We start from the raw sequence: 23183 nt of genomic DNA, 5'->3' as shown, positions 1-23183 counted from the left end.
GCGCATGACCCCATGGATTGGATCGTCTGTCAGATCGGCGCGCGCGAGCATTACGCCCTGCCCGCCGCTCTGCACGAGCGCGGCCTGCTGCGCGCGTTCCTCACCGATATATGGCTGCCGCCCGATCGTCCATGGAGCCGCGCGCTGCGCGCCGCGAGCCCCCGTCTTGCCGCGCGCTATTCGGCGCGGCTCGAAAGCGCGCGCGTCCTCGCCGACACGCTCCCCTCCATCGCCTCGCGGAGCGTCGCGCGGCTGGCGCCGGGCGCGAACTGGTCCGGCCTCCATGCCGATAATCTGCGCTTCGATCGTTTCGCCGCGGCGCGGCTGCACAGAATGCGCGCGCCGGCCGGCGGCGTCGCGATCTGCTACAGCTACGCCGCCGCGCAGAGCTTGCGCGCGGCGCGCAGCCGCGGCTTCGCCGCCATACTGAACCAGATTGACGGCGGCCCGCAGGAGGCGGCGCTGATCTCCGCGCTGGCGGAGAGCGATGGCGCGCGAGCGGATGCGCCGCCCGATGCCTATTGGCGCCGCTGGCGCGAGGAATGCGAGACGGCGGATATGATCCTCGTCAATTCCACCTGGGCGCGGGACTGTCTCATCGCCGTGGGCGTCCCGCGCGAAAAGCTCGCCATCGCGCCGCTGATGTATCGCCCGGAACGCCCGAGCGCGGCGCGGCATTACCCCGAGCGTTTCGACGCGGATCATCCGCTCACAGTGCTTTTTCTGGGAGCCTTCTCGCTGCGCAAAGGCGCGCGGACGCTGCTGGAGGCGGCCGCCATGCTGCGCGGCGAGCCGATCCGATTTCTCGTCGTCGGACGCGACGAGCTGGGCGCCGCCGCCCAAAAGGATTATGCCGATATTCGTTTCCTCGGCGAGGTTCCGCGCGACGAGACCTCGGGCTTCTATCGAAAGGCGCATGTGTTCGTCCTGCCGACGCATTCCGACGGCTTCGCGCTCACCCAGCTCGAGGCGCAGGCGCATGGGCTGCCGGCGATCGTCTCGCCGCGCTGCGGCGACGTCGTGCTCGACGGCGCGAGCGGCCTGCTGCTGCCGGATCAGAACGCCGCATCGCTGCGCGACGCGCTGCTCTGGGCGCTGCGTCATCCGCAGCGCCTCGCCGCTATGTCGGCCCGCGCGATCTCCCGCGCCGCCGATTTCACGCCCGAGGCGGTGATCGCGCAGCTGCGCGAGACCGGACGCGAAGCGCTGCGCCGGCGCAACTCGGCCGCGGGAGCCTAGCGGTCATGCGGCCGCTTCCCGGCGACGCCGGCGTCGCGCTCGCCGGCTCGGCCATCATCGGCGCCGGGGGCGTCCTCGCCGTCGCGCTGACGCCGATCGACTACGCGCCGCAGGGCGCCATGTTCCTGCCGGCGGCGGTTCTGGCGACGAGCCTTCTCGCCATCCCGCTCATGCGCGCTCTGGTCGAGGGGCTGCACGGCCTGCTGCATGCCGAGAATCTTCTCCTCGTCGCGATCATCTATTGGATCCTGCTCGATCTGTTGCAGGGCGCCTATCCGCTGGACGAACTCGGCCGCGACGATGTGATCGCCGCGCTGGAGACGATCGCCGTCTTCGCCCTATTCATCCCGCTCGGACGGCTCATTCCGACGATCGGCGCGCCGAGGCCGATCGCGCGCGCCGCGCGGGCCGATCTGCCGGCGCAAAACGCCTTCATCGCCGTCTGCCTCTGCTTTGCTCTATGCATCTCCTCCTATGGCATTCCGGCGAGATTCGATCCGGCGCGGATGATCGACGGGCTGTTTCAGCCGCGCTTCGCTGCGCCCTGGTCGCGCGGCGATCTCGGCGGCTGGGACGCCTTCATCGATCATCTCGCCTATTTCGGCTATGTGCTGCCGGCGGCCACAGTGCTGGTGGCGACGCGCGCCAAGGCGCGCTGGGCCGATCCGCGCGTCTGGATTTCCGTTCTGCTCACGACAATCGTCTGCGCCTTCATCGCGCAGAGCGGCGGCCGTCGGATCATCGGCATGATGCTCGGCTCCGGCCTGCTGCTGTGGATGATCTTGAAGGAGCGCTTCTCCATCGTGCGGACCGCGATCGTCGCCGGCGGCGCGATCGGCGTGCTGAGCCTGCTGCAATTCATCCTGCTGATCCGCAATGTCGGGCTCGACGGCTTTCTGAGCGGCGACGTCGGCCTCGAGGATTTCGAGTTCGCCGGCCAGTTTCATGTCGACGACAATTTCCTGCGGCTCGCCCAGATCATTCATTATTTCCCCGATGTCGTCGAATATGTCGGCTGGAAGCAGATTTATTACGTGCTGGTGCGTCCCATTCCGCGCGCGCTATGGCCGGACAAGCCGATCGACGCCGGCTTCAGCCTGCCTGGGCTGGTCGGCAAATCCGACGTCTCTCTCTCCAGCTCGATCATCGGCGAGCTCTACGCCTCCTATGGGCTCGCGGCCGTCATCCTCGGCGCGCTACTGCTCGGCTGGGCGGCGGCCTCCTGGACGGCTCTGCTGCGCGAGCGCAGCGAGAACGCCCGCGTTCTCTACTGCCTCGGCCTAATGGTGTTCTTCGTCGGCATGCGCTCGATGCAGGAGATCATTCTGATGACCTACGCCGTGCTCGCATGGACGGTCGTCAGCCTCGTCACCTCCAAGAAATCCAACGCCCGACCCGGCGCAACGGAGCCCCCCGCCCGAGACGATAGCGAGCAGAGATGCGAACCGTCGTCATCGTGACCAACATGCCCTCGCCCTATCAGGCGCGCCTGTTCGATCTCCTCGCCGCGGATGGGCGGATCGCGCTGCGTGTGATCTATGAGCGCATGCGCGCACCCGATCGCGAATGGCGCGCGCCGACGCTGGCGCATGAGCACGCCTGCTGCGGCGAGACGCCTTTCGAGCGCCTCGCGCAATGGATGCGCGACAGCGACCTTTGCGTTTTCGGCCTCTATCGTCATCCGGTCGTGCAGCGGCTGCTGAAGCTGCGCTTTGCGTCCGGCCGTCCTTTCGCGTTCTGGGGGGAGCGCTTCGGCTATCAGGCGCCGCCCCTTCTCGGCGCGCTCTATCGGCGCTGGGCCATGCGCGCCTTTCACGCGAGCGCCGCCGAAATGTGGGGCATGGGCGAGATGGCCGTCGCTTCCTATCGGCGCGAGTTCGGCCCGCGACGGCCCTATCGAAACCTCCCCTATACATCCGATCTCACTGGCTTTCTGGCGATCGAGCGCGGCGACGCCGAGCCCCGCGCGCCCCGTCTATTGTTTTCCGGCGCGCTGATCGCGCGCAAAGGCGTCGATCTCCTTCTCGCCGCTCTCGAGCGAATGCTCGCCGATGGCGTCGCGCTCGAGGCGGCTTTCGTCGGCGACGGGCCGCTGCGCGCGGATGTGGAGCGGCTGGCGTTGCGCTTTCCAGATCGCATCGAGCGCATCGGCTTCGCTCAAATGGAAGCGTTGCCGCAGATCTACGCCCGCGCCGATGCGTTGGTCGCGCCCTCACGTCACGATGGCTGGGGGCTCGTCGTCATCGAGGGCATGGCCGCCGGCATGCCCGTGCTGGCGAGCGATCGGACCGGCGCGGCGGTCGAGCGCGTCACCGCGGAAAATGGATGGCTGATCCCCGCCGGCGACGCCGCGGCGCTCGAGCGGACGCTGCGCGAGATCGCACGCACGCCGATCGTGCGGCTGCGCGCCATGGGCGCGAATGGCCGCGCGCAGAGCCGCGACTATCGCGTCGAGGCCGGATGCGAGCGGCTGCTCGAGGCGATGCTCGGCTGCCTCGCCGACGTGCGCTGACGGAGGCATGAGACTGCGCATCCTCCATGTCACGCCCACCTATCTGCCGGCAGTCCGCTATGGCGGCACGATCCACGCCGTGCATGGGCTCGCCAAGGCGCAAGCGGCGCTCGGCCATACGGTCGAGGTCTATACGACCAATGTCGACGGCCCTGGCGTCACGCCGACGCCGCTCGGCGCGCGCGTCGATCTCGACGGCGTCGGCGTCACCTATTTCGCCACCGGCCTCGGGCGACGCCTCTATCGGTCCCCCGCTATGGGCGCAGCGCTGCGGCGCCATGCGGCGGATTTCGATATTCTGCATCTCCATTCCGTCTTTCTGTGGCCGACATTGGCGGCGGCGCGCATCGCGAGGCGCCGCGGCGCTCCCTATGTGCTCTCGCCGCATGGAATGCTGGTCGCCTCGCTGGTGCGCGCCAAGAGCGCGCTCGTCAAATCCGCCTGGATCGCTCTGTTCGAGCGCCGCACCATTCGCGAGGCGGCGGCGCTCCATCTCGCCTCGCGGCGCGAGGCCGAGGATCTGCGCGCCTTCCGCTTCGATCTGCCGCCTCTGGCCGTCATCGGCCATGGCGTCGACGCCGCAGACCTGCGAGCAGAGCAGAATATCACCGGGGATGTCGCCACGGCCATCACCGGCGGTCCTTTTGTCCTCGCCTTCGGACGCATCGACTGGAAGAAAAATCTCGCGGCGCTGATCGAGGCCGTCGCTCTAACGCCCGATCTGCGCTGCGTCATCGCCGGCAATGACGAGCATGGCCAGGCGGGGGATCTGGCGCGCCTCGCGGCGCGGCTCGGCGTCAGCGGGCGCGTGACGATCATCGCGCGGCAGATCGGCGAGCCGGACCGCTCGGCGCTCTATCGCGCCTGCACCTGTCTCGCGCTCGTCTCGCTCAATGAGAATTTCGGCAATGTCGCGCTCGAGGCCATGTCGCATGGCCGGCCGGTCGTCGTCTCCCGCACGGCCGGCGTCGCCGAGGCGGTCGCGGCCGAGCGCGCGGGCGTCGTCGTCGCGCCGGAGGCCGGCTCTATCGCGCGCGGGCTCGCGATCATCGCATCGGACGCCCGCGCCGCCGAGGAGATGGGCGCGCGGGGACGCGCCGCTGTCGAGAAGCGATGGAGCTGGACCGCCATCGCAGCGGAAATGGTCGCGCATTACGAAGATGTGCTACGGTAATCTTCCCTGCGAGGCGTCCCGTAATATGACCCGCCCTTCCCTGCTGGATCGGATCACCCCGGTTCTCCTCACCCATGACGAGGAGCCGAACATCGCTCGCACCTTGTCGCGGCTGCGCTGGGCAAGGTCCATCGTCGTCGTCGACAGCGGCAGCGCCGATCGAACGCTGGCGATCCTGCGCGCCGATGCGCGCGTGCGTGTCGTCTCACGGCCTTTCGACAATCATGCGAGCCAATGGCGCTTCGCCATGACGCAGACAGGCGTCGCCACCGAATGGATCTTGCGTCTCGACGCCGATTATCGCCTCGGCGACGCGCTCATCGCGGAATTGCGCGCGCTGCGGCCGGGGCCAGATGTCGCGGCCTATGAGATCGGCTTCGATTATGAGATTTTCGGCCGACCGCTGAGCGGCTCGCTCTATCCGCCGAAAGCCGCGCTGCTGCGCCGCGGGCGTTTTTCCGTCTATGATCGCGGCCATGCCGAGGGCTGGCGCGTCGATGGTCCGATCGAGACGCTCGCGGGCAAGATCACCCATGACGATCGCAAATCCACGGCGCGCTTCGTCGCCTCGCAAATTCGCTATATGTCGCGCGAGGTCGAGCGGCTGGACGCCGACGAGCCGCCCTCGCTGATCCGTCGTCTGCGCAGCCTTCCGCCGCTGGCGCCGATCGTCGTCTTCCTCTACGCCTATTTCGCCAAGGGCCTGTTTCTCGATGGCCGCGCCGGCCTCTATTACGCGCTGCAGAGGCTCGTCGCGGAGTCGATTCTCGCCTTGATGGCGCTGGAGAAGCGGATGACCCCGCCGACCAAGACCGCACCGGCGCCGCAGCGGGCCGCCGAGCGAGAGCAAGTCCGGTAGCGGCTCCTCAGATCGATCGTCCCGGCGCCAGCGTCGGCGATTTCACGCGTCCTTGCGGCCGCAGGCCGACCGTCTCCGCCCTGCCCCGCGCGCCTTCGAACTCGCGCCGATACCAGCGGGTCGCGTGATCGACCGCGGCGCGATTCAGCCGCTCCCCGGTGAAGGCGATGGCGAGCGTGCCGAAGACAATGGCCAGATCGAGCCGCCACGAGGCGTGACGAATATACCAGACGTCGAGCGCGTTCTTCTCCTCGGGCGAGACCAGCGTTCCGCCCTTGATCTGCGCCCATCCGGTGACGCCGGGCCGCACGCTGAGCCGCCGCCGCGGATCGGCCGGCTGATCCACCGGCAGCAGAGGGCGCGGGCCGATCAGCGACATATGGCCGATAATAACATTGTAGAGCTGCGGAATCTCGTCCAGCCGGGCGGCGCGGATGGCGCGGCCGATCCTCGACAGGCGCCGTTCCTTGGGCACGCGGCGGCCATGGCGGTCGAAGGGCGGCCGAAAGGTGCGAAACTTATAGACGAAGAAGCGCTCGCCATTGCGCCCCACCCGCTGCTGCCAGAAAACGATGGGCGCGCCGACGTCGATGACAATGGCGCAAGCCACGATCAGCGCCATCGGCGCGGCGAAGACGAGCAGCAGGCTCGTCGCCAGAAGATCGATCACGCGCTTGGAGCCGAAATAATCCGGCGTGTCGAAACGCCCGTCCGACGGCCCTCCGAGCCGCGTCTCCGGCCGCGCCAGCCGCGGGGCGAGATTGAGCGCTTCCGCAATGGGGACGCAATCGCAGCCGCGCGCGTCGCATTGCGCGGCGACATCCTTCAGCAGCTCGGCCGGCAAGGCCTCCTTGTCGTCGGCGAGCCACACTTCGTCGATCTCGACGCCATGCTCGGCATATTCGTCGAGCACCGCGCCAATGTCCTGCGGCAGAGCGACGATCGAGACGCCGCCGACCTTGCGCCCTACGAAGGAAGGCCGCGCGTCCAGCGCGGCGACGATCTGCGTCGTCCGCGGCAGCTGATAGTCGATGAGCTTGATCGCCACCGAGGCGAAGCGATCAACGCCGATCAGGATCACGCGCCGCAACGCCACCGACGGATCGGCGATGTCGGCCTCGAGCTCCCTGCGCCAGACCTCGCGGTGATGCAGCCGCGTCATTCCCCGGATCGCGATGAGGCCGGCGGCAAGGACGAGGACATAGATAAGCGGCGTGGAGCGCGGTACGCCCTCGAGCCGCGTGAGCGTGAACAGAACGACGCTGCTCGCGGCGACGGCGCAGGCCGAGGCGACGCAGACATCGACAGCGTCGCGCAGCGAGAAAAACTGCCCCATCCGGTCGCTGAGGCGGAAGCCCCACATGACCAGCAGCGTGCAGGCGATGGAAAGGAAGGCGTAGCGATAGGGCGCGGGCATGTCGCGCGCGAAATCGCCGATGTCGAGCAGCTGGGGGTCGCGCAGGGCGAGTGCGATGAAAGGCGCAGCCGCCGCCCAGCCGATATCGGCCAGCTGGAGACGAAACGCGCTTCGATCCCTGGATGTCGGCGACGCTACCCTCATATTGAAAATATTCCCAGCGTAAACAGTAATTTACACCAAAAGCCGCCTGCTCGATCTTGAGCATAGGCGAGATAATATGTCAACAATGGGGCTCGCTCGATTCCGCGCGCGCATAAAAGGGCAACGAAACGCGGCCTCTCGCGATTTCGTCGGCGGGCGATATGCTCTAGACTTGCGATCCGTCACGTCGAAACTCGGGGCGCGACGGGGACCGGGCCGGTGAGATGACAATTTCGCGATTGACGCAATTTCAGGCTTTGCAGACCGGGCTTCCGGCCGTACTACCTGCTAATTTGCGCATCTATGCGGTCGGCGACATTCACGGCCGTGCCGATCTGCTCGACACGCTCGCGCGGCGGATCGAGGCGGAGCTCGACACTGCGCCGGCGGAGACGCTGACGATCTTCCTCGGCGATTATGTCGATCGCGGCCTGCAATCATCGACCGTGGTCGAATGGCTGAGCCGACGCGATTTTCCGACGCCCTTCATCGCGCTGCGCGGCAATCACGAGGAGATTTTTCTGCGCTTCCTCGAGGACGAATCCGTGCTCGAGGGCTGGCGCAAGTTCGGAGGCGTGGAGACGCTGCATTCCTATGGGGTGGACGTCTCCTCCGTCATGCGCGGCCGCAATTACGAGGAGGCGCGCCGCGCGTTGACGGCGCGGCTCCCGGATCACCATCTGCAATTCATGCTGGAGACGACGCTGACGGCGAGCTTCGGCGACTATTTCTTCTGCCATGCGGGCGTGAAGCCCGGCGTGCCGCTCGCCCAGCAGAAGGCCGAAGATCTGCTCTGGATCCGCGAGGAGTTTCTCAGCTTCGAGGGCGGTTGGGGGAAAGTGATCGTCCACGGCCATACGCCCGTCTCCGAGCCGGACATTCAGCCCAATCGCATCAATGTCGACACGGGAGCTTTCGCGACCTCGGTGCTCACCGCTGTCGTGCTCGAGGGCGATAGCCGCCGCATGCTTTTCGCGGACCGCTTCTGATCGCGCCGCGAGCGATGCGCGAGCGATCGACGACGGCGTTCTGGCTCGATGCGCGCAGCCGCAAGCTTCGCGCCGCAGCGCAATTCCTCCGCCGGCGCTGGCCGCCGCTGCTCGGCGCGACGATGCTCGCCCTCTTCGCCGGCGCGGCCTTCCTGGCAATGGCGACGCCGCGCTACACGGCCTCCGCGCAATTGCTGATCGAGATGCGGCCGGATCGCTCGATCGGCGCGGATGCGATTTTGGCGCGAGCGCCGATCAATCGGCAGACGATGAAGAGCGACATCGCCGTCATGAGATCGGCGGCGCTGCTGCGGCGCGTCGTGGAGCGGGAAAGGCTGGCCGACGATCCCGAATTCGGCGCCGCGGCGCTCGAGCGCTTGCGGAGCGCTCTCTCCGTCGCCCAGCTGCGCTACTCGCCGGTGATAAAGATCGCCGTCACCTCCACAGATCCGGCGAAAGCGGCGCGGCTCGCGGACGCGATCGCCGACGCCTTCGTGGTCGACCGGCTGGACACGCGGCTCGAGGCGGCGCGGCGCGCCTCCGCCTGGCTCGCCGAGCGGCTCGTCGCGCTGCAACGGCAATTGCGCGCCTCCGAGGAGGCGCTGGCGCGGTTTCGCGCCGCCTACGCCCCTGCCACGCCGGCGAAGCAGCAGACCGCCATCGCGCAGCGCGCGGCGGAGGCCCGGGCGGAGGCGGCGGAACGCAGGGCGCAAATCGCGTTGGGATCGCCGCCCGCGCTCGGCGGAGCGCTCGACGAGCTTCGCCAACGCGGCGACCAGCTCTCCCGTCGCGAGGCGGAGCTGCGCGCCCGCTATACGCCGGCGCATCCTTCCGTGATCGCGCTGCGCGCCGAGAAAGCCGATGTCGAGCGCGCCATCGAGGCCGAGCGGCGACGCCTCGCGGCCAGCGCGCGCCAGGAACTGGAGCTGGCGGAAAAAAGCAGCGACGCCGCGACGACGGCATTGCGCGAGATTTCCGAAGCGGAGGAAGGCGACAAGGAGCGCCTCGTGCGGCGAAGCGAGCTGGAGCGCGCCGCCGCCGCCGATCGCAAGCTGCTCGACGAGACGATGCGCCGCGCGCGCCTGGTGGAGGAGCAAGCCAAATTCGAGCCGCGCGACGCGCGAATCATATCGCCGGCGCTCGCGCCGAACGCCCCGTCCTGGCCCGACGCGCAGCAGACATTGCTGATCGCGCTGGCGCTCGGCGCGGTCTTCGGGCTCGGCGTCGCCTATGCCTGCGAATTGAAAGACACCGGATTCACGACGATCGCGCAGATCGAGACGGGGCTCGGTCTGCCTCTGCTCGGCTCCATTCCGAAAACCGACGCGAGCGCTCCCGCCCTCGCCGATCTCGTGCGCGCAAAACCTCTGTCGCGCGCCAGCGAGGCGCTCCGCGCGTTGCGCCACGCCATCGCCATGAGCGCTGTGGACGATCCCCCCGTGCTGATTCAGCTGGCCTCCGCAGTTCCGGGAGAAGGAACGACGACGATCGCCGCCGCGCTCGCCGTCTCGGCCGCGCAGTCCGGCCTGCGCACGTTATTGATCGACGCAGACCTGCGCCGCCGCGCCGCATCTCGGCTCTTTCGCGCCGAGGAGAGGTCCGGCCTGGTGGAACTGCTCATCGGCTCGGCGAGCCCGGTCGCCGCGATCTTCTTCGATGAGACGCGAGGGATATGGATTCTTCCCGCCGGCGGGGAGATACAGGCTCCCGCCGATCTGCTCGCCTCAGAAAAGATGAAAACGCTCATGAGCGCGCTGCGCCGGAGCTTCGATCTCGTTATCGTCGACACGCCGCCGGTCGGCCCCGTCGTCGATCCGCTCGTCGTCGCGGGCCTCGTCGATAAGACGATCGTCGTCATTCGCTGGGCCGCGACGTCGCGCGAGGTCGTCGCCCATGCGATAGAGCGGCTTCCAGATCGCGGCAAAATAGCGGGCGTCGCGCTCAATCTGGTGAGCGAGGCGAAAGCGCGCAAATACGGCCCCTACGCCTATTCGCCCTATGCGGGCGGAGGCGCCTTCGACGCCTATCATATCGAGTGAGACGCGCCGACGAGCGATCTCCGCGGCGCGGCTTCTGTCAGGCCTCGGCGGCGGCTCTGCCGCGCGCCGGCGCGCCGCGCTTCTTTGCGACGGCCGCGCCTTTCGCCGACGGCTTGCGGCCGAGACCGAGCGATTTTGCCAGAGCCGAGCGCTGCGCAGCGTAATTGGGCGCGACGATCGGATAATCGCTCTTCAGATCGAAGGCGGCGCGATACGCCTCCGGCGTCAGCTTGTGCTCGGCCTGAAGATGACGCTTCAAGGATTTGAACGGCTCGCCACAACAAAGGCAAGAAATCGCATCCGCCGTGACGGATTTCTTCACAGGAACGGCAGGCCGCCACTGCTTGGCCTCGCCCTCCGTTGCATTCGACGTCTCGACGTCGGCGCCGCCGAAGGCTTTTTTCACGGCCGCGATGACAGAAGGAAGATCGAGAGGCGCAACAGTATTATTTGAAAGATAGGATGAGAGTATCTGTGCGACGAGCGCTTTGTCTTCGGCTTCGGACATGGCTTTTTCCTCCGCGGTCGAATCTTATCAATTGGAGCCGATATCGAAGTCGATTGCAATCGGCGACTTCCCGCGTCGAGAGATTCGGCCCCAGTAACAAGCTCAATTTCGATGATATAGGCCGCGGAACATCGAATTGAAATAGAAACTCCGCCGAATATCGCCGCGGCGCGGCCACGCAACGAAGGAAACGCCACGCGACCAAAAAAATGCCCGATGTGTTTTCGTCATCGGGCGGCGGAGTAGATCGTGCGTAGGGTGGATCAGAATGGTGGGCGCGACAGGGATTGAACCTGTGACCCCTACGATGTCAACGTAGTGCTCTCCCGCTGAGCTACGCGCCCCCGGCGCCGTTCGGATGCTTGCTCCGTCCAGCGCGAGTGACGCCCGTATAATGGCTGTCGGGCCGAGGCGCAAGCGCCCTTCGACAGTTTCCACGCTCTGTCGCAAAACAGCGGCCCCGGCGTCGCCGAACGTTAAGATTTCCTTCCTCGCGCAATGGCTTCGGGCGAAATAATTCATTGCCCCGCGACGACTTCGCCCCTTGCGGGCCTTGGAATTCATGTCACACTGACGTCGTCCTTCTGTCATCAACCAAAGGAGGCGCCGTATGTCGCTACAGACCCATCTCGTCGAGCTCGAACGCCGCCATCAGGCGCTCAAGAAAGAGATCGAGCAGGTTCAGCACCATCCCCGATACGATGATTCGAAGCTCCACGAATTGAAGCGCAAAAAGCTTCAGCTCAAGGACGAGATCAACAAGCTGCGGCAAGGCGTCAGCCTGCACTGAGCAGTTGCGATAGAGGTCTAGCGTCGAGGCGGAGAGCTGCTCTCCGCCTTTTTTTGTGGCGGTGGATGGAGCCCAGGCCGATGCGGGCGCCCGGCTTGCTTCGCGGCGTCTCTGGTCGCAGAATTTTCTGCCATAGCGAGAGCCGAGAACCCCCATGCCCCCTTCCCCGCGCTATCGCGCCGAGACCCTCCACGCCACGCTCGGCGACGGCTTCTTCGACCCTGTGGAGCCCGCCCGCTTCCCGCAGCATATTCTGCGCTATCGCAATCAGCGCTGGGCGGCGCGCGTCGGCCTGGACACGCTGACGGAAGAGGAATGGATCGCCCATCTCGGCCGTTTCGAGCCTCTGCCCGGCGGCTTTCCGCAGCCGCTGGCGCTGCGCTATCACGGCCATCAGTTCCGCACCTATAATCCCGACATTGGCGACGGCCGCGGCTTTTTGCTCACGCAACTGCGCGACGCCGAGGACGGACGCCTGCTCGATCTCGGCACGAAAGGCTCGGGCCGCACGCCCTGGTCGCGCCAGGGCGACGGCAAGCTCACGCTGAAGGGCGGCGTGCGCGAGATTCTCGCCACAGAGATGCTGGAGGCGCTGGGCGTCGACACCTCCAAGAGCTTCAGCCTGATCGAGACCGGCGAGCCGCTCTATCGCGGCGACGAGCCCTCGCCGACGCGCTCCAGCGTGCTGGTGCGGCTCTCCCATTCCCATATTCGCATCGGCACGTTTCAGCGCCTCGCCCATCTCGACGATCAAGAAGCGCTCGGACGGCTCATCGACTATTGCGTCGCCAATTATTTTCCCGAGCTGGCCGCCGAGCCGGCGGAAAGCCGGGCCGGCGCTTTTCTGGAGCGCGTCGTGGCGCGGGTGGCGCGGCTCGGGGCGCGCTATATGGCCGCAGGCTTCGTCCATGGCGTTCTCAACTCGGACAATATCAACATCACCGGCGAGAGCTTCGACTATGGGCCGTGGCGCTTCGCGCCGCGCTATGACCCGCAATTCACCGCGGCCTATTTCGACGACAGCGGGCTCTATTCCTTCGGCCGTCAGCCGGGCGCGCTCGGCTGGAATCTCACGCGCCTCGCGGAGACCATTCTGCCGCATGTCGGGCTGCAGCGCGCCGAGCAGATTCTCGGCGGCTTTCAGGCCGTCATCCAGCGCGAGTTCCAGCTCGCTCTGCTCGACCGCTTCGGCCTGCTGCCGGCAAACGATCCCGAGCAGGACGCCGCGCTCGCCAAAGGATTGCTGGAATTTCTCGGCAAGACGCAGGCGCCCTATGAGCAGACCTTCTTCGATTGGCGCGGCGGCATGGCGAGCCGCGAGCGCGCCGCCGCGAGCCCGGAGGCGGCGGCCTATGACGCGCCGGAATTCCAAGGACTGCGCGCGGCGCTCGCCGCGCATGAGACATCGCCCGCCGCCAATCTCGACCATCCCTATTTTCGTCGCCCCGTCCCCTGCACTATGCTGATCGAAGAGGTCGAATCGATCTGGGCGCATATCGCGGAGCGCGACGATTGGAGCGCGCTCGCCGACAAGGTCGCGCAGATCGCTTCGATGCGCGAAGCCTATGCGCAGGCGCCTGCCGGGGGATGACATTCAGAAAATGAAGCGCTCGCTATGCGTCTCTCTGTTTCTCGCTCTTTCGAGCGCCGCCGCCGCCAAAAATCTGCTGATCGACAAGGTCCCGCCGAGCGGGGCCTGCTTCTTCCGTCGCTATGACGAAGCGCATCTGCGCGCGCATCCCGGTCAGACCGTCGTCTCCGTGCGGCTGTCGCTGCAGCGCGAGCTCGCCACGACGCCGGAGGACGCGCGCGATCTGCGCATCGAGCTTCGCCACAAGGGCCATGGCAAGGCTTTTTACGTCGTCGGCGGCTGCGCCTGGAGCGAACAGGCCAATCGCGACGTCGACGGCGCCCGCCTCATCCGCTCGTTCCGCAAGGACGCCGCCGCCCAATGCATGGCGCGCGGCGGCCTCGGGGGCTCGGCCGAGGAAGGCGGCGAATTTCCCATCGATCTCGCCGAGGATGGCGCTTCGGTCACGCTCTACATGGACGAGGGCGTGAGCGGCTGGCGTGGCCCGGACCAGAGAAAGAAGTCCCTCTATCTCGAGCTGACGCGCCAGAACCGCGTCTTCGAGCTGGAGCGCGTGGACCCCGCCGCCTGCGTGGAGCTGGACAAGTCGGTCGCGGTCGAATGAGACGGAAAATTCGCGGGAAGGCGTCGCCGCCTTCTCATTGGGACTTGAAGATGAACATGATGCGAGGCGATAATCCTCGTGTCACGACTCGCCGCCGAGCGGCGCTCGGGCAGGTTGGCGAATGGTTGATGAGCTGAACGAAACCGAACTCGATGCGATCCGGCTGGAAGTCGAGCGACTGAGGCTCGAGCACAAAGACCTCGAGGATGCGATCGACGCCCTTCTCGCGGTCGGCGCCGTGGACCAGCTGCAAATTCAGCGGCTGAAGAAGCGAAAATTGCTGCTGCGCGATCGCGTTGCATTTCTGGAAGATCAGCTCACGCCAGACATCATCGCCTGATCCGGGCGAAAGCGGCGCGCTATTTCCACATTCTGAGGCCGACCACAACGGCGAGCGAGACAATGGCGACGATCGCGAGGACCGCCACGAGCCTCACGGTTTCCTTGCTATCCTGGGCGCTCCCCATACGGTCCTCCGCCGTTCTTTTTTCAATTTTGGCGAGCCTATGCCTGTCCAAGAGAGATACAATAAGCCGAGATGCGACGGAACAGCGCAGCAGGTTCCCCACTCGGACCGCATTTCCGCGGCCCGGGGCCTCAATCATCCATATTACACGTTTAGCGCCCGACGGCCAAAACATCCCGGGGCCTGCACATGAATTTTCTCCTCGGGATCCGCCCGCCGCTCCACCGCCGTTGACATGAGCTGCGGAAGACGCTCCCCTCGCTCGCAGCGGCGAAGCCGAGCACGAGCAACATCTGGCGATCGGAGGCGCGCATCATGTGGCGGAGAGAGCGGGGCCGCAAAATATTTCTGGCGGCCCATCGCTACATCGGTCTTTTCGCCGGCGCGGTTTTCGTCCTCATCGGGCTCAGCGGCAGCCTGCTCGCCTTTCGCGAAGACATAGACGAATGGCTGAACGCCCCGCTCATGCGCGTAGAGCCGCCGACGCCGGCCGTCATGCGTCCGCTCGATCAGATTCTCGCTGCGGCGACCGCGGCCATGCCGGCGGAGGGCCGACCCGAGCGCATCACTCTGCCGCGTCATGCGAAAGCGGCGGCGATCATCGGCTATATGGTCGAGACCGACGATCTCGACAGCTCTTTCCATCAGATCTTCGTCGATCCCTATCGGGCCGAAGTGACCGGCGACCGCTTGGTCGCGCATGGCGACGACGTGCTCGCGCAGCCCTTCGTCCAGATCGTCATGGCGTTCCATTGGACGCTGCTGCTCGGCGTGAACAACGCCTATCTCATCGGCGCTCTGGGCATTGTCCTCTTCGTGTCGATCATCGCCGGACTCTATCTCTGGCGTCCGCGCAATGGCGATTGGCGGATGGGCCTGACGATCAAATGGGGCGCGAGCCGCGAGCGCATCGTCTATGACGCGCATCGCAGCGTCGGCGCCTATTTCGGTATTCTCCTGCTGGCGACGCTCGCCACAGGAATCGCCTTGATCTTCAAGCCGGCGACGCATTCGCTGGCGACGCTGATCTCTCCCGTGCGTCCCGAGCCGGATTTTGGACGATCGACGCCGATCGCCGGCCGCGCGCCCATCGGTCTCGACGCGGCCGTCGCCAGCGCGGAAAAGGTTTTCCCGGAAGGACGGCTGCATTGGGTTCTGCTGCCGAGCGGCGACGATGGCGTCTATGTCGTCGGCAAGCAGTCGGAAAGCGAGCCCAACCGCGCCAAGACATTCCGCAATGTCGGCGTCGATCGCTACAGCGGCCGCGTGCTGCAGACGCAGGACCGCGATGATTTCACCGCGGGCGAGAAGCTGCTGGAATGGCTGTTCCCGCTGCATTGCGGGGAGGCTTTCGGCGTTCCCGGCCGCACGCTGGTCGCGCTGACGGGGCTCGCGCCGCTCATCCTCTATGTGAGCGGGTTCCTGCGATGGCGGCAGAAGCGCCGCGCTCGGCGCAGGTGAATTATTGGCCGACGGAGATCGGCATGGCGATCTTGTCCTCCTCGCTCTTGCCTTCGCCGAAAGCGAGCTCGAGGAGATATTTTCCCTTGTGATCGACCGAGGATTCCAAAGTCACGAAGCCGGCCGGATGCGGCTTGGACGGGACGGAGGTCAAAAGCTCGAGCCCGCCTTTGGCGTCGCTCTTGTAGAAGGCGAGCGCGACCGATTGGCTCCGCACGTCCTTCTCCATCAGCGTGACGGAGAAGATCACCTTGCCGGTGCCCGGCACACGATCGCAATATTCGTCATATTTGCTGAGATCGGTGGTCGGACCGCCGGCGCTGCTGTCCGAATCCCCGAGAAAATAGGTCGTCAGCCGCGCCGAATAGAAATCGCTGACCTTGAGGCAATTCGCAATTGTGCGATCGCCCGCCTTGACCGCCGGCCGATAGAGATGCGCATCCAGAAAATCATTCCAATAGAGGCTGAAGGACGGCCCCCAGAGCGAATAGGTGAAAGCGGCCGCGTTGCCGGCGGCGATCGCCACGACGGCGAGGAACAACATCAGATTCATCCGGCCGTTGGGGCTCATCTCGGCGGCTTCCTTTCCCTTGCTGCAGCGCTATTGAGGCCGCACCTCGAACTCCCAGGCGCCGCTGACGAGATGGCCGTCGGCCGAAAGCGCGCGGTAGCGGACCGTATATTTGCCGGGGCCGAGCGGATTGACGCCGACAGAGACATGAGCCGGATCGGCGCGATCGATCGCGGCGTCGCGCTTGTCGACCCGCTCGCCGGAGGCGGCGATCACCGCCAGCGCCGCGAAAGCGTCCCTTATGCCGGCGTCATACCAGACATCGACCTTGCCGATGTTTCCGGGCGCGACGCCGTCCTGCGCCGGCGAGGTGCGCACGACGATGGCGTGCGCGCGGACCACCGGCGGCCCCACCCACGGCGGCGGCGATTGTGACGGCGCGAGAAGAGCGAGCGTCTGCGCCCATGCGCTCGGCGGGACGACGCAGACAGCAAGGCCGAGCAGAAGAGTCGCGGCGCGGCGCGGCGCGGCGGCGGTTCGACGAGGAGCGGCGGCGGGAAGGATCATGGTTTCCGTTTTGTCGTGCTTACGTCGATGCTATGCGCCCTCTCGGGCGTGAGCAAGGCGCTCGCGCCGCCGGCAATTGTGCGGCGCAACGAGCGCGCCGGCCTGCGTCGGCCCTATCCGCTTCGGCCTTGTCATGGCCGGTCTGATATGCACTATTTCAGCTTCTTGCATACGTCGCCGTGTCGCAAAGCGTCAAGAGTAACGATGGCGAGGGAGAGATGACGAGAATGACGCCTTCGCCCTTCGCCCTGCTCTTCGCCATTCTCGTCCTTCTCGGCGGCGGGACGGCGGCGAAGGCGCATACGGCGGATATTTCCAGCAGCCGCATCGTGCCGGAAGGAGGCGGCCGCTATCGCCTCGACGTCGGCTTTCTCGGCGCCGATATCGAGCGCATGTTCGCCGAGAGCAAGCCGAGTTCCGCCGATGTCGATCTCACCGAGCCCGGCGTGATCGAGGCGATGATCGGCAAATTCATCCAGAGCCGCGTCGCCCTGCGGAACGAGGCCGGCGAATCCTGCCCGAGCGAGATCGTCTCTGTGGGCGCGGACCCCGCCAATCCGCGCGATTCCAAGGTCGTGCTGCGCCTGGATTGTCGCGCCGTCGCGGGACAGATCTTCTACGATCCCTATCGTCTGCTCGAGGCGCAGGGACGCCGCGCGAAGCATCTCGTCGGCATAGGCGAGCGCGACGCCGACGAGCGCCTCACCGAGGCTCAGCGTCTCGGCGCCGAGCCGGCGCCCGGCGAGGCGATGGTCTTCCCCGGCGACGCGCCGATCGACCTCTCCAAGCCGCTGCTCACCCCCTGGCGGCTGGCGCCGAAATTCTTCGCCGCCGGGATCGAGCACATAATGACCGGCTACGATCATCTGTGCTTCCTCATCGCGGTGATGCTGTGGGCGACGCGCGTCTGGCCGGTCGTGAAGCTGGTGACGGCCTTCACCGTCTCGCATTCGGTGACGCTGTCGCTGGCGGCGCTCGGCCTCGTCGATCTGCCGAGCCGCTGGGTGGAGATCGCGATCGCTCTGTCGATCATCTATGTGGCGATCGAGAATTTCTTCACCTGCAAGGTGGAAGGCCGCTGGCGCGACACTTTCGTCTTCGGCTTCATCCATGGATTCGGCTTTGCGAGCGGGCTCATCGAGATCGGCGTGCCGCAGCGCGCGCTCGTGCCGGCGCTGGCGAGCTTCAATCTCGGCGTCGAGGCGGGACAGATCGGCGTGGTGCTGGTCGCGCTGCCGCTGCTTTTGGCGATCGACCGATTTTTCACCCATGGGCTGCGCGATCCGCGCCTCGTGCGCGCCGTCTCCGCCGTCATCGCCTGCTTCGGCGCCTATTGGCTGGCGGAGCGCATTTTCGGCGTCGGCTGAGGCGCCGCGACCAATGCGCGCATGAATTGCGACGCGCACCCTTTTCAATAGGGATATCTACGTATATAGCGTTACGTAACGGCTTGTCGTGACAGCGCTTGCCGCGATGGAATTCATTCCGCGCGAGCGCGGGCGGTGAAGCGTTTTTGGACAGTAGAGCCGATTATGCTAGAAAATTTCACCCGATTTCGAGAGATCGACGATAAGGACGTAGATTTCGTCGAGCCGAATCCTGGCCGCGCTTTCGGCGGCCGGCTCGCCTATGAGCTCCCGCTCGTGAGCGTCGTCATCACCAATTACAATTACGGCCGCTTCCTGCTCGAGGCGCTCAATTCGGTGCTCACGCAAACCTATCCGCGCATCGAATGCATCATCGTCGACGACGCCTCGACAGACGAGAGCGATCTCGTCCTTCGCGCCATTCGCGCCCGCCATCCGCAGGTTGCGATCGTCGCGCATGCTGAAAACCTCGGACAGACGGCCGCCTTCCATACCGGCTTCGCCGCCAGCTCCGGCGCTTATGTGGTGTTTCTCGACGCCGACGACATGCTCCTCCCGAATTTCGTGGAGACGCATATCTTCGTGCATTTCTCGCTGCGGACGGCGGTCGGCTTCACCTCCGCAGATATGTTGCAATCCACCAATGAGGGCGTCGTCCGAACCTCATGGAGCGCTTTCGGCGATTTCATCGCCTCGGGACGCGGCGTCCGCAAGGAGCGCCTGCGTCCCATCCATCTTTGCGGCGATCTCTGGCCTTTCGCGCGCGCGCCGCTGGACGATGCGGGCTCCCGCGTGCATTTCATCGACGCGCATGAGTGGGGCGATTGGGTCTATGCGCCGACCTCGGGCAATTGCTTCCGGCGCGACGCGCTGAGCCTGCTGCTCGGCGGAAGCTGCTCGATGCAGCTGCGGCTCCACGGCGACACTTATCTCAACAAAGGCGTGCGCCTGCTCAGCGGCGTTGCGCTCATCGACGTCCCGCTGACCATCTATCGCATTCATGGCACAAACGGATTCGCCGGCCACGCCGAGCTCTGCGGCGTTCACAACGCCGATCCGACAAAGGCGTTCAAGGCGGAATATTTTGCCTGGTGTGCGGTCGTCGATCGGCTGATCGACGATGTCGGCGAGCTGGCCGGTCGCCTCGGCGTGGACCGCTATGTCAACGCGCTGATCTGCCTGCAGAAATCCCACGTCGCGCACCCGGGCTTCCGGGAATATGAGAACCTCTCGCGCTATATCGAGACGAGATTGACGGCGCAGGCCGACACAATTCGCGCCTGCCTCGGCGCGGACGTATTCGTGGAACTGTCGAGACGCGTGACGCGCGCCCGCAAGCGCCAGACCGGCGTGAAGAGACGCGCCCCGCGCGCCTGGGTGAGACCCATGGCGGAGCTTTGTCTGACCTTCGGACGCTTGCTCGATCTTCCGAGGCTGAGAAAGATCGGCGATCAGCTCTGGCATTTCTGAGGCGCAGAATCGCCGAGAGCGGCGACCCACGAGCCTCGCGCCCACGCTCGCATCACAGGACCCGACCGCCTACTCTATGAGCAAGCCGAAGGTTTACCGGAACCAGACGCAACAGCGAGACGCCCCGACGCCGGATGTGAGCGCGGAGCGTTTTTGCATTCGGCTCTATGTCGGCTCGGACGGCTCGACGATAGACGCATCAGTAATAGCGATAGTGGCGATGCCGGTAAGCGTGGCGACGCCAACCGTAACGCCGGGGCGCGGTGACAGCGCCGATGATCGCGCCTCCTGCCGCCCCGACTGCCGCGCCAGCGAGCGTCGGGCCGGCAAGGCCTCCAGACGCTAGAGCGCCAATGCCCGCGCCACCGAGTCCGCCGATGATCGCGCCGCCTGTGGCGCGTTGTCCGGGAGTGTAACAGCCCGAGAGAGACAGCGCAGTGACGAGCGTGATTATGAGAATCAAAATCTTCCGCGGCAGCTGTCCATTCGCGAGAGCAATCATTGCAACAACCTTCCACTCTCTGCGAGCCGTCGCCTTATGGCCCTTCCGGCTTCGCTTCTCGTCTCAGCCCAGGCCAAACTTCGGATCGAATTGCGCCGATTACGTGGAGTCGCGCGCTGACGCTTCAGGCTCGAGGAGAGTGCGCCTGCAGCCAGCGGCATATTATCGACCTCTCGGAGCTGCCGGGCTCGATCTATGTCTCGGACCTTTCCAGTCTATTCCGATGCGCAGCGTGTGGCGCACGGCCGATGGACGTCAGGCCGAAGGCTGGTCAGGAAGGGAGGGCGGAGCGCGCGGACGTGCGCAGCCGTTCGCGGGCATATATTCGACGAATTCGCCGCTACCGACCTTAAGGCGTTGAAATTATTGGCGCGCCCAACGGGAATCGAACCCGTGTTTTCGCCGTGAAAGGGCGACGTCCTAGGCCTCTAGACGATGGGCGCGGGCTGCGCCGACCGGAGGGCGGCGCGAAGCGGGCGCAGATATAGAGGGCTGCGCTCGGGCTGACAAGCGCCAAGACGGCCTTCTCACAAGCCGAGCGCGAGGCTTCGGCGGCGCCGACGTTGCACATCGCCAGCAAAGGCCCTAGAGGCGAGGCCATGCTCTCCATTGACGATCTCACTTACAGGCTCGGCGAGAGGCTGCTCTTCGACAAGGCCTCGGTCTTCGTGCCGCCGCGGACGCGCGCGGGCTTCGTCGGCCGCAACGGCGCCGGCAAGACCACGCTGTTCCGAATCATCTGCGGCGAGATCGCCGGCGAGACCGGAACCATCTCCCTCCCCGCCAGACTGAAGATCGGGCGCGTCGAGCAGGAGGCCCCAGGCGGGCCGACGGCGCTCGTCGATTTCGTGCTGGCCGCCGACACGGAGCGCGCGACCCTGCTGGAGCGCGCCGAGACCGAGACCGACCCGCATGAGATCGCCGAGATACAGACGCGCCTCGTCGACATAGACGCCCATGCGGCGCCGGCGCGGGCGGCGGCGATTCTCTCCGGCCTCGGCTTCGACGCCGAGGCGCAGCGGCGCCCGCTCTCGGAGTTTTCGGGCGGCTGGCGCATGCGCGTCGCCCTCGCCGCCGTGCTGTTCTCGCAGCCGGAGCTGCTGCTGCTCGACGAGCCGACCAATTATCTCGATCTCGAAGGCACGCTCTGGCTCGTCGATTATCTCGCGCATTATCCGGCCAATGTCCTCGTCATCAGCCATGATCGCGATCTGCTCGATGCGGTCGCGACGCATATTCTGCATCTCGAGCGCGGCAAGCTGACGATCTACAAGGGCAATTACAGCTCCTTCGAGGCGCAGCGGCTGGAGGCGCGCGCGCTCGCGGCCAAGGCCGGCAAAAAGCAGGAGGAGCGCCGCCGCGAGCTGCAGGCCTTCGTCGATCGCTTCCGCGCCAAGGCGACCAAGGCGCGTCAGGCGCAGTCGCGCCTCAAAATGCTGGCGAAGCTGGGGCCGGTCACGGCGGTCGTCGACGACGAGGTGCTGCCGATCTATCTGCCCTCGCCGGAAAAGCCGCTGTCGCCGCCGATCATCGCTTTCGAGAATGTGAGCGTCGGCTATGACGAGCGCACGGTGCTGTCGCGCCTGTCGCTCAGCCTCTCCAATGACGATCGCATCGGATTGCTGGGCTCCAACGGAAACGGCAAATCGACCTTCGCCAAGCTGCTGGCGGGCCGGCTCGAGCCCAAGAGCGGCAATATGGTGCGCGCCGCCAAGCTGGAGGCAGGATTTTTCGCGCAGCATCAGGTCGACGATCTGAACGAAAAGGACTCGCCCTACTCCGTCTTCGCCGCGCTGATGCCCGGCGCGCCCGAGGCGCGCATTCGCGCGCGGGCGGCGCAGACCGGCTTTTCCGGCGCGCGGGCGGACACGAAGGTGGAGCGCCTCTCCGGCGGCGAGAAGGCGCGGCTGCTGCTCGGCGTCGCTTCCTTTTATGGGCCGCATCTGCTCATCCTCGACGAGCCGACCAACCATCTCGACATCGACAGCCGCGCCGCGCTGGTCGAGGCGATCAACGCCCATGAGGGCGCGATCGTGCTCGTCTCGCATGATCGCTATTTGCTGGAGGCCTGCGCCGATCGCCTATGGCTGGTCGAAGGCGGCACGGTGAAAGCCTTCGACGGCGATGTCGACGAATATGCGCGCTATGTTCTGGCGCGCGCCAATGGCGACGCCCGCGAGCAGCGCAAGGAAGAGGAGCCGCGCGAAAAGCCGCGCCGGCTCGAGGGCAAGCGCGACGCCGGCCAGGCGCGCCGCAAGCTGGCGGCGGCGGAAGAGCGCATGAAAAAGCTGGCCGAGCTATTGGCGCGCGTCGACGCCGCGCTCGCCGATCCGAGCGCGTTTTCGCGCAATCCGCAGGAGGCCAATCGCCTCGCCCAGCAGCGCGCCGATCTCGCCTCGGCGCTCGCCGAGGCAGAAGATCAGTGGCTCTCGCTCTCGGACGAGGGGTAGGGATTCAGGCCGATTTGCGCAGGACCAGATCGGCGAATTCCTGGTGGCGCGCGATATAATCGGCCACGAAGGAGCATTCGGGAACGACCTTCAGCCCACGCGCCCGCGCCCATTGCAGCGCGCCGCGGATCAGCTCCGAGGCGGCGCCTTTGCCGCGCAGCGCCGGCGGCGTCTCTGTATGGGTGAAGACGATGGCGCCGGGCGCCATGCGGTAATAGGCGACGGCCGTTCCGTCTTCGAGATCGAGCTCGAAACGATCGAGCTCGACATTGTCGTGGACAGCGCCATGCGACTTGCGCGGCGCGCTCTTCAGCTGGGCGATCGAACCCATTTCTCGTCTCCTCGATTGCCCACCGCCGATGTCGAGGTGGTGAATGCAGTGCAGCAAATTAAGGGCCAGACGTTAATTTTTCTGGCCTCGGCAGGCTCGGCTCTCGCCTTGCTGTCGGTTTTCCGCCATGCCGGCGACGGTCCCGTCTTCGCCTTCGATTCGCCTCTCTCACATGGGAAACGCCCATTTCTG

General features: G+C 66.0%; 21 protein-coding genes and 2 tRNA genes. 15 read left to right on the top strand and 8 right to left on the bottom strand.

Annotation, left to right across the window (positions count from 1 at the left end; genetic code table 11):
- Nucleotides 1-12: 12 nt before the first annotated feature.
- From GYH34_RS11700 to GYH34_RS11680, 5 genes are read left to right on the top strand one after another with little or no spacing between them, the layout of a single operon-like run.
- Nucleotides 13-1239 carry a glycosyltransferase family 4 protein gene (locus GYH34_RS11700; protein ID WP_161913731.1) on the top strand — a complete coding sequence of 409 codons (1227 nt, stop codon included), beginning with the start codon at nt 13-15 and terminating at the stop codon, nt 1237-1239.
- A 5-nt stretch (nt 1240-1244) separates the two neighbouring features.
- On the top strand, nt 1245-2699 hold the full coding sequence (locus GYH34_RS11695) for an O-antigen polymerase (RefSeq protein ID WP_161913730.1): 1455 nt from the start codon (nt 1245-1247) through the stop codon (nt 2697-2699).
- Nucleotides 2678-3751, top strand: coding sequence for a glycosyltransferase family 4 protein (locus GYH34_RS11690; protein WP_161913729.1), 1074 nt, complete (start codon nt 2678-2680; stop codon nt 3749-3751). The genes GYH34_RS11695 and GYH34_RS11690 overlap by 22 nt, the downstream gene beginning before the upstream one ends.
- Before the next feature lie 7 nt (nt 3752-3758).
- Nucleotides 3759-4925, top strand: a complete 1167-nt coding sequence (locus GYH34_RS11685) for a glycosyltransferase (RefSeq protein ID WP_161913728.1) — start codon at nt 3759-3761, stop codon at nt 4923-4925.
- Nucleotides 4926-4950: 25 nt separating this feature from the next.
- Nucleotides 4951-5784: a glycosyltransferase family 2 protein gene (locus GYH34_RS11680; RefSeq protein WP_161913727.1), complete on the top strand. Its 834-nt coding sequence runs from the start codon at nt 4951-4953 to the stop codon at nt 5782-5784.
- A 7-nt stretch (nt 5785-5791) separates the two neighbouring features.
- On the opposite strand, the gene GYH34_RS11675 is transcribed toward GYH34_RS11680, so the two are convergent.
- Entirely contained in the window at nt 5792-7345 is a 1554-nt protein-coding gene (locus tag GYH34_RS11675) for a sugar transferase (protein ID WP_161913726.1), read from the bottom strand.
- 239 nt (nt 7346-7584) lie between these two features.
- On the opposite strand from GYH34_RS11675, the gene GYH34_RS11670 reads away from it, so the two are divergent.
- Both GYH34_RS11670 and GYH34_RS11665 read left to right on the top strand, forming a co-directional pair.
- Complete coding sequence (locus tag GYH34_RS11670) at nt 7585-8334, top strand: metallophosphoesterase family protein (RefSeq protein ID WP_244635065.1); 750 nt, start codon at nt 7585-7587, stop codon at nt 8332-8334.
- Between the two features lie 14 nt (nt 8335-8348).
- The gene (locus tag GYH34_RS11665) at nt 8349-10373 is read left to right on the top strand and encodes a polysaccharide biosynthesis tyrosine autokinase (protein ID WP_161913724.1); all 2025 of its coding nucleotides are present in this window, start codon (nt 8349-8351) and stop codon (nt 10371-10373) included.
- Between the two features lie 37 nt (nt 10374-10410).
- On the opposite strand, the gene GYH34_RS11660 is transcribed toward GYH34_RS11665, so the two are convergent.
- A complete protein-coding gene (locus GYH34_RS11660) occupies nt 10411-10881 on the bottom strand; it encodes a MucR family transcriptional regulator (protein ID WP_161913723.1) in 471 nt (156 codons plus the stop codon).
- Between the two features lie 269 nt (nt 10882-11150).
- A tRNA-Val gene (locus GYH34_RS11655) sits at nt 11151-11225 on the bottom strand.
- Between the two features lie 266 nt (nt 11226-11491).
- Between GYH34_RS11655 and GYH34_RS11650 the strand changes: the two genes are divergently transcribed.
- The 5 genes from GYH34_RS11650 (at nt 11492) to GYH34_RS11630 (ending at nt 15793) form a co-directional block, all read left to right on the top strand.
- Nucleotides 11492-11671, top strand: coding sequence for a DUF465 domain-containing protein (locus GYH34_RS11650; RefSeq protein ID WP_083919220.1), 180 nt, complete (start codon nt 11492-11494; stop codon nt 11669-11671).
- Nucleotides 11672-11825: 154 nt separating this feature from the next.
- Nucleotides 11826-13262: a protein adenylyltransferase SelO gene (locus GYH34_RS11645; protein WP_161913722.1), complete on the top strand. Its 1437-nt coding sequence runs from the start codon at nt 11826-11828 to the stop codon at nt 13260-13262.
- Between the two features lie 10 nt (nt 13263-13272).
- Entirely contained in the window at nt 13273-13866 is a 594-nt protein-coding gene (locus GYH34_RS11640) for a hypothetical protein (protein WP_161913721.1), read from the top strand.
- A gap of 121 nt (nt 13867-13987) precedes the next feature.
- Entirely contained in the window at nt 13988-14206 is a 219-nt protein-coding gene (locus tag GYH34_RS11635) for a DUF465 domain-containing protein (protein ID WP_161913720.1), read from the top strand.
- Nucleotides 14207-14647: 441 nt separating this feature from the next.
- On the top strand, nt 14648-15793 hold the full coding sequence (locus GYH34_RS11630; protein ID WP_161913719.1) for a PepSY-associated TM helix domain-containing protein: 1146 nt from the start codon (nt 14648-14650) through the stop codon (nt 15791-15793).
- Between the two features lies 1 nt (nt 15794).
- Here GYH34_RS11630 and GYH34_RS11625 read toward each other — a convergent pair whose 3' ends face one another.
- Complete coding sequence (locus tag GYH34_RS11625; protein ID WP_174242401.1) at nt 15795-16364, bottom strand: hypothetical protein; 570 nt, start codon at nt 16362-16364, stop codon at nt 15795-15797.
- 30 nt (nt 16365-16394) lie between these two features.
- Nucleotides 16395-16871: a copper resistance CopC family protein gene (locus GYH34_RS11620; RefSeq protein ID WP_161913718.1), complete on the bottom strand. Its 477-nt coding sequence runs from the start codon at nt 16869-16871 to the stop codon at nt 16395-16397.
- Between the two features lie 218 nt (nt 16872-17089).
- On the opposite strand from GYH34_RS11620, the gene GYH34_RS11615 reads away from it, so the two are divergent.
- Both GYH34_RS11615 and GYH34_RS11610 read left to right on the top strand, forming a co-directional pair.
- Nucleotides 17090-18238 (top strand): HupE/UreJ family protein, encoded by a 1149-nt coding sequence (locus GYH34_RS11615; protein ID WP_161913717.1) that lies wholly within the window; start codon nt 17090-17092, stop codon nt 18236-18238.
- 165 nt (nt 18239-18403) lie between these two features.
- Nucleotides 18404-19708, top strand: a complete 1305-nt coding sequence (locus tag GYH34_RS11610) for a glycosyltransferase family 2 protein (protein ID WP_161913716.1) — start codon at nt 18404-18406, stop codon at nt 19706-19708.
- Between the two features lie 199 nt (nt 19709-19907).
- Here GYH34_RS11610 and GYH34_RS21920 read toward each other — a convergent pair whose 3' ends face one another.
- Both GYH34_RS21920 and GYH34_RS11605 read right to left on the bottom strand, forming a co-directional pair.
- Nucleotides 19908-20210, bottom strand: coding sequence for a hypothetical protein (locus tag GYH34_RS21920; RefSeq protein WP_244635063.1), 303 nt, complete (start codon nt 20208-20210; stop codon nt 19908-19910).
- A gap of 367 nt (nt 20211-20577) precedes the next feature.
- Nucleotides 20578-20653 (bottom strand) — tRNA-Glu (locus GYH34_RS11605).
- Between the two features lie 156 nt (nt 20654-20809).
- On the opposite strand from GYH34_RS11605, the gene GYH34_RS11600 reads away from it, so the two are divergent.
- Nucleotides 20810-22660, top strand: coding sequence for an ABC-F family ATP-binding cassette domain-containing protein (locus tag GYH34_RS11600; RefSeq protein ID WP_161913715.1), 1851 nt, complete (start codon nt 20810-20812; stop codon nt 22658-22660).
- Nucleotides 22661-22664: 4 nt separating this feature from the next.
- Here GYH34_RS11600 and GYH34_RS11595 read toward each other — a convergent pair whose 3' ends face one another.
- Complete coding sequence (locus tag GYH34_RS11595; protein ID WP_161913714.1) at nt 22665-22991, bottom strand: GNAT family N-acetyltransferase; 327 nt, start codon at nt 22989-22991, stop codon at nt 22665-22667.
- Nucleotides 22992-23183: the final 192 nt, after the last annotated feature.

The sequence above is a fragment of the Methylosinus sp. C49 genome (genome assembly GCF_009936375.1).
Lineage (GTDB): Bacteria > Pseudomonadota > Alphaproteobacteria > Rhizobiales > Beijerinckiaceae > Methylosinus.
The sequence above is the reverse complement of the archived record's forward strand: the minus strand, read 5'-3'. Positions and strand labels throughout refer to the sequence as shown.

What these genes read in the sequence shown, in the direction of transcription:
- GYH34_RS11700 (WP_161913731.1), top strand. Translation starts at nt 13, where the DNA reads ATGGATTGGATCGTCTGTCAGATCGGCGCGCGCGAGCATTACGCCCTG.
- GYH34_RS11695 (WP_161913730.1), top strand. Translation starts at nt 1,245, where the DNA reads ATGCGGCCGCTTCCCGGCGACGCCGGCGTCGCGCTCGCCGGCTCGGCC.
- GYH34_RS11690 (WP_161913729.1), top strand. Translation starts at nt 2,678, where the DNA reads ATGCGAACCGTCGTCATCGTGACCAACATGCCCTCGCCCTATCAGGCG.
- GYH34_RS11685 (WP_161913728.1), top strand. Translation starts at nt 3,759, where the DNA reads ATGAGACTGCGCATCCTCCATGTCACGCCCACCTATCTGCCGGCAGTC.
- GYH34_RS11680 (WP_161913727.1), top strand. Translation starts at nt 4,951, where the DNA reads ATGACCCGCCCTTCCCTGCTGGATCGGATCACCCCGGTTCTCCTCACC.
- GYH34_RS11675 (WP_161913726.1), bottom strand. Translation starts at nt 7,345, where the DNA reads ATGAGGGTAGCGTCGCCGACATCCAGGGATCGAAGCGCGTTTCGTCTC.
- GYH34_RS11665 (WP_161913724.1), top strand. Translation starts at nt 8,349, where the DNA reads ATGCGCGAGCGATCGACGACGGCGTTCTGGCTCGATGCGCGCAGCCGC.
- GYH34_RS11660 (WP_161913723.1), bottom strand. Translation starts at nt 10,881, where the DNA reads ATGTCCGAAGCCGAAGACAAAGCGCTCGTCGCACAGATACTCTCATCC.
- GYH34_RS11650 (WP_083919220.1), top strand. Translation starts at nt 11,492, where the DNA reads ATGTCGCTACAGACCCATCTCGTCGAGCTCGAACGCCGCCATCAGGCG.
- GYH34_RS11645 (WP_161913722.1), top strand. Translation starts at nt 11,826, where the DNA reads ATGCCCCCTTCCCCGCGCTATCGCGCCGAGACCCTCCACGCCACGCTC.
- GYH34_RS11640 (WP_161913721.1), top strand. Translation starts at nt 13,273, where the DNA reads ATGAAGCGCTCGCTATGCGTCTCTCTGTTTCTCGCTCTTTCGAGCGCC.
- GYH34_RS11635 (WP_161913720.1), top strand. Translation starts at nt 13,988, where the DNA reads ATGGTTGATGAGCTGAACGAAACCGAACTCGATGCGATCCGGCTGGAA.
- GYH34_RS11630 (WP_161913719.1), top strand. Translation starts at nt 14,648, where the DNA reads ATGTGGCGGAGAGAGCGGGGCCGCAAAATATTTCTGGCGGCCCATCGC.
- GYH34_RS11625 (WP_174242401.1), bottom strand. Translation starts at nt 16,364, where the DNA reads ATGAGCCCCAACGGCCGGATGAATCTGATGTTGTTCCTCGCCGTCGTG.
- GYH34_RS11620 (WP_161913718.1), bottom strand. Translation starts at nt 16,871, where the DNA reads ATGATCCTTCCCGCCGCCGCTCCTCGTCGAACCGCCGCCGCGCCGCGC.
- GYH34_RS11615 (WP_161913717.1), top strand. Translation starts at nt 17,090, where the DNA reads ATGACGAGAATGACGCCTTCGCCCTTCGCCCTGCTCTTCGCCATTCTC.
- GYH34_RS11610 (WP_161913716.1), top strand. Translation starts at nt 18,404, where the DNA reads ATGCTAGAAAATTTCACCCGATTTCGAGAGATCGACGATAAGGACGTA.
- GYH34_RS21920 (WP_244635063.1), bottom strand. Translation starts at nt 20,210, where the DNA reads ATGATTGCTCTCGCGAATGGACAGCTGCCGCGGAAGATTTTGATTCTC.
- GYH34_RS11600 (WP_161913715.1), top strand. Translation starts at nt 20,810, where the DNA reads ATGCTCTCCATTGACGATCTCACTTACAGGCTCGGCGAGAGGCTGCTC.
- GYH34_RS11595 (WP_161913714.1), bottom strand. Translation starts at nt 22,991, where the DNA reads ATGGGTTCGATCGCCCAGCTGAAGAGCGCGCCGCGCAAGTCGCATGGC.